A 12,734-nucleotide genomic window follows, 5' to 3' on the forward strand; every position below is an offset into this window, starting at 1 on the left:
CCAGGTCCGGCTCGGGCACCGGCGACACGCCGGCGAGCAGCTCGCGCTGCAGCGTCAGCCCGGTGCCGCCCGCCGCGTGCGCGGCGCCCAGATAATTCAGCAGCACCTGCGGCCCCGGGAGGGCGGCGAGCCGCCGCGCGGTGTCGTCGCGCAGGTAGCGCAGCAGCCCGTAGTCCAGGCCGTCACCCGGGATGCTCGCCAGCTGCTCGCCGACGCGCGCCGGGTCGGTCGAGTCGACCCGCACCGGGTAGATGGAACTCAACAGCCCCACCGTGTCGCCGGTGTCGATCCCGGTCGCGTCGACGAGATCGTCGGCGCGACCGTGGGTTTCGAGCGCCAGCAGGGGTGGCGGCGTGGGCTGGTCGCGCTGCCGCCGCCAGCGTGTCAGGGCGGCGGCGGTGGCGGCGACCAGCAGCGTGGGCAGCGGCAGGCCGCTGCCCAGCAACCGGCGGGTGGTGTCGGCGTCGGCGGCGGCGGTGCGCACCAGCAGGTCGCGCGCCCGGTCGCGCTCCGGGTCGAGCCGTCGCGCCCCGAGGTCGGGGTCCGGCCCGGCCAGCTGGGCCGCCCAGAAGTCCGCGGTGTCCAGCCGGCCGGCGCGCTCGGCCAGGGCGGCGGCCCAGCGCCGGTAGCTGGTGTGTTCGCGCAGGGGCGCTGGCGGGTGACCGGTGGCCGCGGCCTGCAGCGCGGCCCCAAGCTCTCCGAGCACCACCCGCCACGACGCCGGGTCGAGCGCCACCACGTGCGCGGCCAGCAACAGCACGCTCTCGCCGGCGGCCGGGCGCAGCCACACCGCGGCCAGCAGCGAACCCCGCTCGGGGTCCAGCCGCTCGACGGCCTGGGCGACCTGGTCGACCACCACGGCGCGCGGGTCCCCGGGCACCGCAACCTCGGTCAGCACCTCCGGCGGCGACGTAGGGACCAGCGTCATGCTGGCGCGGTCCAGCCGGGTGCGCAGCACCTCGTGGGCCGCGACGACGGCGCCCAGCGCGGCCCGCAGCTGCTCCCGGGTGACCGATGCGGGCAGCCGGATGGCCTCGGTCTGGGCCAGCCGCCGCGGGTCGCCGTGTTCGTAGAGCCAGCGCCCGTTGGGCAGCAGCGGCATGGGGCCGGTGTCCTCGTCGGCGGGGCGCAACGCGGCGGCCGCGGCCGCCTCGGAATCGATCGCCTCCGCGAGTTCTCGGACGTTGCTGCATTCCAGGACGAGGCGGGCGCGCAGCGCGATTCCCCGCGCCCGCGCCGCCTGCACCACCGACAGCGCCGTAATGCTGTCCAGGCCCAACTGGAGGAAATCGGCCGCGACGTCGATCTGCGATTGCCCCAGCAGCTCGGCGAGCAGCTCTGCCAGGGCGGTTTCGGTGGCGGTCTGCGGCGCCGTCGCGGACCCGGGGGCTTCGGCGGTGTCCAGGGCGGCCAGCGCGGCCTCGTCGAGTTTTCCGTTGCCGGTCAACGGAATAGCGTCGACCAGCACGATGCGGTGCGGCACCATGTAACGGGGCAGCCGGGCGCCGAGCATGCCACGTAGCTCGGCCGCCGTGGGCCCGCCGGCCGCGGCGGTGGCGACGTAAGCGGTGAGCCGCGGCACGCCCTGGTGGCGCCGCACCAGCACGCCGGCCTGGCGCACCCCGGGGTGTGATTCCAGCGCGGCGGCGATCTCGCCGGGCTCCACGCGGTGGCCGCGGATCTTCACCTGGGCGTCGGCCCGCCCGACGTAGTGCAGCGAGCCGTCGGGCAGGCGGCGCACCAGGTCGCCGGTGCGATACATGCGCCCGGCGGGCGCGTGCGGGTCGGCGACGAACCGCGCCGCGGTCTCACCCGGACGGCCCAGATAGCCGCGGGCGAGTTGCGATCCACTCAAATACAATTCGCCCGTCGCGCCGCCGGGGACCGGCCGCAGCGCGGAGTCCAGCACGTAGGCGCGGGTGTGGCGGGTCGGGTGCCCGATCGAGGGCTGGTCGTGTTCGCCGATCGCGGCGACCACGGCCTCCACCGTGGTCTCGGTGGGCCCGTAGCAGTTGAACGCGGTCAACGCCGTCGCGTGGCAGGCCGCGCGGATCTGTGCCCAGGCGGTGACGCCCACGGCCTCGCCGCCCATCGCCAGCACGGCGAGCGGCGTCCGGCTCAGCAAACCGAAAGCCTGCAGCTGAGCAAACATTGACGGCGTGGTGTCGATCATGTCGACGCCGTGCTCGGCGATGGTGGCCACCAGCGCCTCGGCGTCGGTCTGGGTGGCCTCGTCGACCAGGTAGACCGCGTGCCCGTCGAGCAGGGCGACCAACGGCTGCCAGGCCGCGTCGAAGGCGAACGACCACGCGTGCGCGATGCACAGCGGCCGGCCCAGTGTCGCCGCCGCGGGCCGCACGACGCGGTCCAGGTGGTCGTCGGCGTAGGCGCCGACCGCGCCGTGGGTCCCGACGACCCCCTTGGGTTCCCCGGTGGTTCCGGAGGTGAAGACGACGTACGCGGCCTGCCCGGGCGCCACGTCGACCGGGTCGAACCCGGACTGCTCGGCGTCGAGCCATTCCTGGATCAGCGCCTCGTCGAGGACGATCACCGCTTTCGACTGGCGCAGAATGGAATCCACTCGCTCCGGCGGTGTGCCCGGCTCCATGGGCACGCAGACGCCGCCGGCCTTGAGGACGGCCAGGATCGCGATGACGTATTCCGGGCCGCGCGAAAGGCGAATCGCGACAGCGCTTTCGGGCGCGGCACCGCGCCGCGCGAGCTGCGCGGCCACCCGGTCGGCCGCCTGGTTCAGCTCTCGATAGCTCAGCGAGCCGCCCCGCCAGCGCAGGGCCGGGCGGTCCGGCGCCGCGTCGGCGGCATCGGCGAACCGGACGTGGATGCCGCGCCCGGGTGTCGGACCTGCGGCGGGCACCGCCACGATCTGTTCGTCCTCGAACAGGACACTCACGTCGCGCAGTGGCCGCTCCCAGCTCTGCAACAGGTTCTCGGCGGCCAGCAGCACGCGGCGGCCGAACTGGGCGGCCGGCGTCGCGCCCAGCGCCCCGTCGATCACCTCGATCAGCACCACGAGCTCGGCCCCCGCCACGTGAGCGGCGATCGTGATCGGAAAGTGTGACAGCGTCTGCAGGGCCGAGGGCCGGAACGTGGCTCCGGCGGCGGACAATTCGGCTCCGGCGGTCAGACCGTCCAGCGGGAAGTTCTCGTAGACCAGCAGGGTGTCGAACATCTCCCCCACCCCGCCGAGCGCCCGCAATTGGGCGTGCCCGAGGTAGCCGTGCTCGCGCAGCAGCGCCGCATCGCGCTGCACGGCGCGGCATTGCTCACCGACCCGCGCCGCCGGATCCAGCCGGACCCGCAGCGGCACGGTGTTGACGAACAACCCGATCATGGTCTCCACGCCGGCCAATTCCGCGGGTCGGCCCGACACCGTCACCCCGAATACGACGTCGTGGGTGTCGGTGAGCCGCGACAACACCACCGCCCAAGCCATTTGCAGCAGCGTGTTGACGGTGACGCCGCGGGAGCGGGCACCGTCGAGCAGCCGCGCGGTGGCATCGGGCGGCAGGCGCAACTCGGTGGTGCGGGGCAGGCCCCCACGCACACCATCGACCGATCCCAGGGCCGCCGACAACAGCGTGGGCCCCTGCAGTCCGGACAGGTGCTGCCGCCAAACCTGTTGGCTGGCAGCCAGATCGCGCCCGGCCAGCCAGCCGATGTAGTCCCGGTACGGCCGCGGTGCGGCGGGCAGCGCGGCGGTGTCCCCGCCCGCCCGGTACAGGGTCATCATCTCGTTGACGAACACGGGCATCGACCAGCCGTCGATGACGATGTGGTGGGCGGTGAGCACCAGGCGCCAGCGCGCGTCAGGCAACTCGATCAGCAGGAACCGGATCGCCGGTCCGTGTTCGAGGTCGAAAGGCGTTCGGCGCTCGGCGGTCTCGAGCCGCCGCACCTCGTCGGCCGTGGCAGTGACGGTGCGCCACGGCAATTCGACGCGGGACGGGACGATCTGCACGGGCCGCGGGATGCCCCGGCTGAAGAAGCTGGCCCGCAGGTTCGGGTGGCGCGCCAGCATCAGCGCCGCGCAGTCGCGGAGCAGGGCGACGTCGAGCGCGCCGGAGATGTCGGCGGCCATTCCGATGACGTACGGGTCGTCGGCCGCCTCACCCTCGGCGAACTCGGCCAGCGTGGTCAGCGAGTACAGCCCCTCCTGCAGGGGGCTGAGCGCCATCACGTCCTCGATGTCGGGCGCGACATCGGTTTTGGCCGTGGTCATGTCGTGCCTTCGCGCGACGCCGACCACAGCTGGGTCACCGCGGCGAGATCGGTGGCCGACAGCCCCGAGGTGCTCATCGGTGCGAAGCGGGTGTCCGCCGCCTGGGCGCCCGGGTCGGGCTCCCCGGCCGCCTCGCCGAGCGCGTCCAGGGCCGCGGCCAACTGCTGCACCGTCGGGTTCTCGAAGATCATCCGCGGGTTCACCGCCAGGCCGGCGGCCCGGGCCCGCGACGCCAATTGCACCGAGAGGATGCTGTCGCCGCCCAGGGCGAAGAAGTCGTCGAAGCGCCCCACTTCGGGCGTCGACAGCAACTCGGCGAACACCTTGGCGAGCGCGCGCTCGGTGTCGGTGCACGGCGGTTCGGTCCGCCCGCTGGTGCTGACCTCCGGGCGGGGCAACCCCGGCCGGTTCAGCTTGCCGGACTCGGTCTTTGGCAGCGCGTCGAGAACGGTCAGCGACGACGGCATCATGTAGCCGGGCAGCGTCAAGCCGATCGCGGCGCGCACCTCGGCGGCGAACGCCGCCTTGGCGGCGTCGTCGGCCACCACCGCGTGGGGCACCACATACCCGGCCAGCGAGACGCCGCCGTGCGCCTCCCAGGTGCGGGCCGCCGCGGCGGCCACCCCGTCGACGGCCGCCAGCGCCGCCTCGACCTCGGCGAGCTCGACCCGAAAGCCGCGCACCTGTACCTGATGGTCGGACCGGCCGACGAATTCGAGCCGGCCGTCCTCGGTCCAGCGGGCCAGGTCGCCGCTGCGGTACAGCCGGGAACCAGGTTCTGAAGCATAGGGATTCGCGACGAAGCGGGTGGCGGTGAGGCCGGGACGCTTCCAATAGCCGCGAGCCAGCTGGTCGCCGGCGTAGTAGAGCTCCCCCACCACACCGGCCGGCACCGGCCGCAGGCCGTCGTCGAGCAGATAGGCTTGCGCCCCCGCTACGGGCTTGCCCACCAAGGGAATCGGCGGCCTCAGCGGCCCGCGGGAGACGGCGCCCGAGGTTTCGGTGGACCCGATATTGTTGAGCAGCTGGGTGTCGGGCGCGCACACCGCCACCAACCGGGACAACAGCGACGCGCTCACCGGCTCACCGCCGCACACCAGCCGCGACAGCGCCCGCACCGCGTCCGGCCGGCTGTCGACCAACGCGGAGACCAGGCTGGGCACGGCGGTCACCTGGGCCACCGAATGCCGGATCATCAAGTCGCCGAGGGCCTCGGGGTCGCGGTGCTCGGCGTCGTCGGCCAGGATCAGGGTCGCGCCGGCCGCCAAGCCGGCCAGCATCTCCATGCCGCCCTCGAGGAAGGTGATGGAGGCCTGCGCCAACCGGACATCGGTGGTCCTGGGCGGGTAGTGCCGCAGTTGCCAATCCAAGCGGGCCGCCATCGAGCGGTGCGTGCCCACCGCGCCTTTGGGCTTGCCGGTGGATCCGGAGGTGAAGACCAGGAACATCGGGTCGTCGGGATGTGGAAGCGGTAAGTCCTTCCACGGCGGTTGCGCGTCCAGCGCGGTCACCCGGGCGCGCACCTGCGGGTCGTCCAGCGAGACCAGCGTGACGCCGGGCAGCTGCGGCATGGTGTCCACGGCGTCGTCGGTCGCCAGCACCACCGGTGGCCGCGCGTCGTCGAGCATGAATTGCTTGCGCGCCAGCGGGTAGCCGGGGTCGATGGGGAAATAGCCGGCGCCGGCCTTCATGATGGCCACCAGGGCCACCACCATGTCGGCGCTGCGCCGCGTGGACAGCCCGACGAGGCGCCCCGGCCGGACGCCTTGAGCGACCAGCAGCGCGGCGAGGTTGTCCGAATGCTGGTGCAGCGCAGGGTAACTCAGCTCGGCGTCGGCGCAACGCACCGCGACCCGGTCGGCCGTCAACTGCCGGCTCGGTTCGAGCAGTTCGGGTATGGTGCGCGGCCGGTCGGCGGGCGGCTGCTCACCACGACTCCAGTCCTGCAGGATCCGCCGCTGCTCGCGGGCGTCGATCAACTGCACGTCCCGCAAAGTCCGGTCGAGGTCGTCGGCAAACCCCTCGACCACCCGCGTGAGCCAGCCGGTCAACCGCTCGACGGTGGCCCGGCTGTAGAGCTCGGTCCGGTAGATGACGTTGCCGTGGTAACCGACGCCGGCGGACTCTCCACTGCCGTCGGTGCCGAAGAAGTTGACGCTGAGGTCGGCGTGAGCCATGTCGAAAATCGGGTCGAGCGACGTGCACACGGTGTCCTGCCCGCCCCGATCCGGCGCCGGATCGATCACCCGGGTCGCGGGCAGGTGATCGCGCACGTGGACGACGACCTGGAACAGCGGGTTGCGCGACAGCGAGCGCACCGGGCTGACGCTGTCGACCACTCTGTCGAACGGCAGATCGGAATGGGCGTAAGCGGCCAGCGCGGTCTCCCGGGCGCGGGTCAGCAGCTCGCGCAGGGTCGGGTTGCCGTCCAGGTCGTTGCGCAGCACCAGGATGTTGACGAAAAAGCCGATCAGCTGGTCTAATTCGGCCTCGGTGCGGCCGGCCACCGGTGTGCCCAGCGGAATGTCCACGCCGCCACCGGCTTTGTGCAGCACCACGGCGACGGCCGTCTGCAGCAACATGAACTCGGTGACGCCGACCTCGCGGCACAGGTCGACGAGCTTGTCGCGGGTGGCCGCGTCGATGCGGAAGTCGACGGATTCGCCCTCCCCGCTCGGCACCGGCTGGCGCGCGAAGTCCGGCCGCAGGCCGGTGTCCTCCGGTAACCCGGCCAGCTGTCGCGTCCAGTATTCGCGCTGCTCGTCGGCCACGGCGGACTCCTGGCCGCCCCCAACGGCATCCAGGCCCAAGTAGGCGCGCTGCCACGCCGCGTAGTCCGCGTACTGCACCCGAAGCGGCGCCCACGACGGGGCGTCCCCGCCGCGGCGGGCCCGGTACGCCGTCATCAGGTCGGAGAACAGCACCCCGGCCGACCAGTGATCGGAGGCGATGTGGTGCACGACCAGTGACAGCACGTGTTCGGTCGGGTTGTCGGCGGTGCGCAGCACGGCGACGCGGATGGGCAGCTCGCGGTCCAGCTCGAAGCAGTGCCGCCGCTCGACGTCGAGTTGCTGCTGCAGCCAGGTGTCGTCCGCGCCCTCGGCGCGGCGCACCGGCAGGTCGCCGGCGGGGCCGACCACCTGATACGGCACGCCGTCGAGCTCGACGTAGGTGGTGCGCAGGATCTCGTGGCGTGCGACGACGTCACCGGCCGCCGCGACCAGGGCGTCGATGTCCCACGGACCGGACAGCGTGGCAGCGAAGGGGATGTTGTTGACGGGGCTGGGGCCGTCGATGCGGAACGCGAACCAGCTGCGCAGCTGCGACGCCGAGAGCGGCATCGGCTCGTCGTGCGCGGTCGCGATGAGCTTGGGCCGCGGCCGGGCCCGCTGACCGGAGGCGAGCTCGTCGACCCGTCGCGCCAGCAGCCCCACGGTCGCGAGCTCGAACACCTCGCGGATGGACAGCTCGGCCCCGCACTCGGAGCGGATCGCGGTGACGAGCTTGGTCGCGACCAGTGAGTGACCCCCAAGGTCGAAGAACGAGTCGTCGACGCCGACCCGGTCGTGCCCGAGCAACTGGGAGAACAGCGCGGCGATGCGGCGCTCGGTGGGGGTACTGGGGTCGCGGTATTCCACGGCCGCCGCGATCTGCGGCTGCGGCAACGCCTTGCGGTCGATCTTGCCGTGCGCCGTGATCGGAATCTCGTCGAGCACCACGTAGGCGGCCGGAGTCATGTAGTCGGGCAGCGCGGCGGCGACGCGGGCCCGAATGCGTTCCAGCTCAACAGTTTCGGTGCTGCCGCCCGGTGCCGGCGTGACGTAACCGACCAGGCTTCTGCCCAGCTGGGGCAGGTCGACGGCCACGACGACCGCCTGTCCCACGCTGGGGTCGACCAGGATCGCGGCGGCGATCTCACCCAGCTCGATGCGGAATCCGCGGATCTTCACCTGTTCGTCGGCGCGTCCGACGAATTCGATGTCCCCGTCGGCGTTGCGGCGAGCCAGGTCACCGGAGCGGTACAGCCGCCCACCCGTGCTGAACGGGTCGGCCACGAATCGTTCGGCCGTCAACTGCGGCCGACGGTGATAGCCGTGGGCGACATGGCTGCCGCCGATGTAGATTTCGCCGATCACGCCGGGCGGGACGGGCTGCAGCGCGTCGTCGAGCAGGTGGATCTGGGTGTTGATCTTGGGCCGCCCGATCGGCACGATCCGGGTGCCCTGGGTGCCCTCGACCGGGTAGCTGGTGCAGTTGACCACGGTTTCGGTCGGCCCGTAGAAGTTGTACAGCAGCGCGTCGAAGGTGGCGTGGAACTTGTCGGCGATCTCACCGGGCAGCGCCTCCCCGCCGATGGGGACCCGCCGCAGCGTGCGCCACTGGCTGACGCCCGGCAACGACAAGAACAGCCCCAGCAGCGACGGCACGAAGTGCATCGACGTGATGCCCTCGCCGCGAAGCAGGTCGGTGAGATAGCCGATGTCGCGCAGCCCGTCGGGCCGCGGAATCACCAGGCGCGCACCACAAATGAGGGTGCCGAAGATCTCGCCGATGGACACGTCGAAGCTGGGCGACGCGACCTGCAGCAGCCGGTCGGTCTCGTCGACCCGGTATTCCCGGCCGAACCAGATGAAGTACTCGGCGATCGGGGCGTGCGGCACCGGCACGCCCTTGGGCAGACCGGTGGAACCCGACGTGTAGATCAGGTAGGCGGTGTTGCGCGGGCTCAGCGGCCTGACCAGCTGCGCGGGCGGGGTCGAGGGATAGCGGTGCAGCGCGCCGACGGGTTCGCGGACAACGAGTTTGGCGTCGGCGTCGCCGAGGATGAAGCTCAGCCGATCCTCGGGATAGGTGGGGTCGACCGGCAGGTACACCGCGCCCGCCTTCAACACGCCCAGCGCGGTGATCACCAGCTCGGGCGACTTGTCGAGCAGCACCGCGACCCGGTCCTCGGTGCCGATGCGCTGCTCGATCAGCCAGTGCGCCACCCGGTTCGACTCCTCGTCGATCTCGCGGTAGCTGTAGTGCCGGCCTTCGTAGACGACCGCGACGGCGTCGGGCGCCACGCCGGCCCGCCGGCTGACAAGCTCCGGCAAGGTGGCCGCCGGGGTGTCGAACGCCTCGCCCGTCGACACGTCGCGCAGCCACGCGGCGTCGTCGTCGCCCAGCAATGCGCAGCCCGACAGCGTCGTGTCGGGGTCGGCCAGCGCCGCGTCCAGCAAGACGGCGTAATGGCGCAGCATCTGTTCCACCAGCTGCTGGTCCAGCACCTCCACGAGGTACTCGGCCTCGACCAGGGCGCCGCGGGAGCCGTCCAACTCGACCATGAAACTCAGTGGTAGCTGGTTGAAGTGGCCGCGCAGCTCCGCGCGCTCGCAGCGCACGCCCGGCGGGCTGAACCCGGCGCCGTCGGAGGCGCGCTGCCCGAAGCTGACCCGGGTCATCCGGTCGGCGCCGTGGCGGCGGTCCGGGTTCGATTCGCGCACCAGCCAGTCCAGGTCGGCCCGCGAGTGGGCGAAGGCGCCGACGGCGCTGTCCCGGGTCTCGGCCAACAGCTCACGGAAACTCTGCCGCGGCCGGGGTTGCAGCCGTATCACAACGGTGTTGCCGTAGTAACCGATCTCGTCCTCGGTGCCGATGCCGCGGTTCAGCACCGGCGCCGCGACCAGGAAGTCGGTCGACTGTGTGTAGCGGTGCACCAGCGCGCCGAAGGCCGCCATCAAAACCATGTACGGGGTCGCGCGGAATTCTCGAGCCAACTCGCTCACCCGCTCGACGGTGCCCGCCGACAGCCGCGCCGTCGCACGCTGCGCGCGCCAGGAGCTCGGCACCACCGATCCGTTGGGGCCCGGAAGTTCGAGCGGCTCCGGCAGATTCGCCATCAGGGGCCGCCAGTACTCCAGGTCCTCATCGCGCAGCGAATGCTCCGGCGCGACGCGCGGGCCGGCGGGCGCGGCGGCGAAGCCGTCGGGGTCGGCGTACGCGCGGGTCAGGTCGGCGAAAAACGGCGCCCACGAGCCGTCGTCCCACGCGATGTGGTGGGCGGTGAACAGCAGCATCAGTTCCTCGGGCGCCAACCGGGCCGCGGTCACCCGCAGTGGGCAATCCGCGGATAGGTCGAAAGGCCGACGAAAGTCGCGCTGCGCCAACACGTCGAGGCGCAGCCGGCGGGCCTGGTCCGCCAGTCCGCTCAGGTCGTGTTCGGCCCATTCGGGTCGCAGCCCGACCCGCAACACCGGGCGGGGATCGCCCTCGGTGGTGGTCTCGTAGGTGGTGTGCAGGACGGGGTGTCGAGCCGCCACGGCGTCGACGGCCCGCCGCAGCCGCGCAACGTCGACGTTGCCGGTGACGCGGTAGGACACGCAAATGTTGAGCAGCGCGCTGTCGGGGTCGACCGACTGCACGAACCACATGCGATGCTGACCGACCGACATCCGGGGCCCCTCGGCGGTCGCCACCGCGGCCTCGGCGGCAGGCCGGGCCAGGCCGCGTTCGGCGATCTTGCGGCGCAACAGTTCCAGGCGCTCATCGTCGAGGCGGGCGTCGGTGCCCGTGGTGTCAGTCACGCTAGGAGTCCAACCTTTCCAGCATCGCGAGGGGTGAACGCTGCGTTCCGGTCGCGGCCGGGCGCTCGGGGGGCGTCGCGGGCGCCTGCGCGAGCAGCGCTTCGATCAATTCGCCGACGGTGATGCCACCGAGCATGCGGGCCACCGGAACCGAGCCGCCCACGGTCCGGCGCAGCCGCTTGCGCAGGTCGAGCGCGAGCAGCGAGTCGACGCCCAGGTCGATCAGCGACGTGCTCGGGTCGAGCCAGACGGAGCCGTCCAGGTGCAGCGTGGCGGCCAGCTCCGCACGCACCACCTCCGCCAGCGGCTTGGGGGTGGCGTCGGCACCCGCGGCCTGTCCAGGCTCCACAGCGCTGAACGGCATTGGCATGCCTTGGCTTTCGAAGAACACCCGCAAGCGATCGAAATCGGCGTCGAAGATCAGCGGGTCGCCACCGTAGCCATACAGGCTGGCGTCCAGCGCCCGGGCGGGGTCCATCGCCACCAGACCGGAGCGTTCGGTGCGGGCGATCTCGTCACCCACGACCACGCCGGCGTCCTGCCACAACCCCCACCGGATCGCCGTGCAGTCACGGCCGGCGGCGCGCAGCTGGGCGGCCAGCACGTCGAGCATCCGGTTCGAGGCGGCGTAGGCCGCGTGGGTGTAGCCGCCCCACACTCCGAACACCGAGGAACACGCCAGGATTCGGCAGTCGGGGCGCAGCGGCCATGACTCGGCGAGCAGCGCGAGGCCACGCACCTTCGCCGCGCTCACCGCAGCCACGTCCGCACCGGTCAGTTCGGCGCGTGGCCGGGCGACGGCGACGCCGGCCGTGTGGATCAACAGCGACGCCCCGGATCCGCCGTATTCGGCGCCGGCGGCCGCCAGGGCGGCCCGATCGGTGATGTCGCACCGCGGCGCGTGCACCCGGACTCCGGCGCCGCGGGAATCCGTGAGCCGACGCAGCGCCTCGGGGTCGACGCCGTTGCGACTCAAGAGAACTACCGTGTTGGCGCCGCGCTCGAGGCACAGCCGCGCGTAGTGCAGGCCGATCGCCCCGCTGCCACCGGTGATCACGACGTTGTCCAGCGTGGCCGCGTCAAGCGGACGTGCGATCGCCGCGCCGCGGCCGTCGCGGAACGTCCGGACGTAGCGTTGTGGCGCGCCGTGACCGTCGGCGGCGCGCACCGCGACCTCCGAAGCCTCGCCGCGTAGCGCGGCGACGACGGCGTGGGCGGTGCGCGCGTCGACGTCACGGTCGGCCAGGTCGAGGTGCCCGAACGCCTGGTCCGGGAACTCGAATCCGACGCTGCGGTGCATCGCCGCCAGCGCCGCCTGCGCCGGGGCCTCGGCCGTGGCGCCCACCTGTTCGGCGCGCGCGGTGAGCAGCCACACCGCGCGGCAGCGCGGCCCGATCAGGCCGGCGTAGTCGGGTAGGCCCGCGTCGGGACGGCGCCCGATGTGGTCGATCGCCGCGGCGGGGTCGGTGTGATCGAGGGCGGGGGCGATGACGACCAGGATCTCGGCCTCGACGGGCGCGACGACGCGGGAGTCACCCTGTGCCGCAATGGCTTCGGTGATCCGCCGGGCCAGCTCGGCCGAGCTTTCGTCGGCGTGCAGGCCGATGGTCAGCGCGCCCGGCCGGTCGGCGACCGGCGCCGCGGCCTGCCAGTCCTCGACGGCGACGGTGAGCGCCGGCGCGGGCGGCGTTGCGTCAGCGAGCCGGTCCGGGGCCACCCACAGGTGCACCGCCCGCATCGGCGCGTTGGGGAACCCACGCAGCGGTGGGCGGTTGGCGGCCGGGACGGCGGGCGCCCAGTCGCAGGCGGGGTCGGCGGCGCCCAGGGCGGCGAGGCCCGCCGACAGCGCGTCGGCCGGCGGGGTGTCGCGGTGTCCGGATCCGGTGACCGTCGCGGCGTCGTCGCCGAGGATGCCGGCGAGCGGGTAG

Annotated in this window: 3 protein-coding genes; all 3 read right to left on the reverse strand. The window is 72.5% G+C overall.

What is annotated here, in order from left to right:
* Positions 1-4,240, reverse strand: a 4,240-nt coding sequence (locus tag A5714_RS09520) for a non-ribosomal peptide synthetase (RefSeq protein WP_068284790.1), incomplete at its 3' end; no start/stop codon positions are given.
* Entirely contained in the window at positions 4,237-10,806 is a 6,570-nt protein-coding gene (locus A5714_RS09525; RefSeq protein ID WP_068284788.1) for a non-ribosomal peptide synthetase, read from the reverse strand. The genes A5714_RS09525 and A5714_RS09520, both read right to left, overlap by 4 nt.
* A gap of 1 nt (position 10,807) precedes the next feature.
* Positions 10,808-12,734, reverse strand: a 1,927-nt coding sequence (locus A5714_RS09530; protein ID WP_156747250.1) for an SDR family NAD(P)-dependent oxidoreductase, incomplete at its 5' end; no start/stop codon positions are given.

The organism is Mycobacterium sp. E2462 (assembly GCF_001672685.1).
GTDB lineage: Bacteria > Actinomycetota > Actinomycetes > Mycobacteriales > Mycobacteriaceae > Mycobacterium.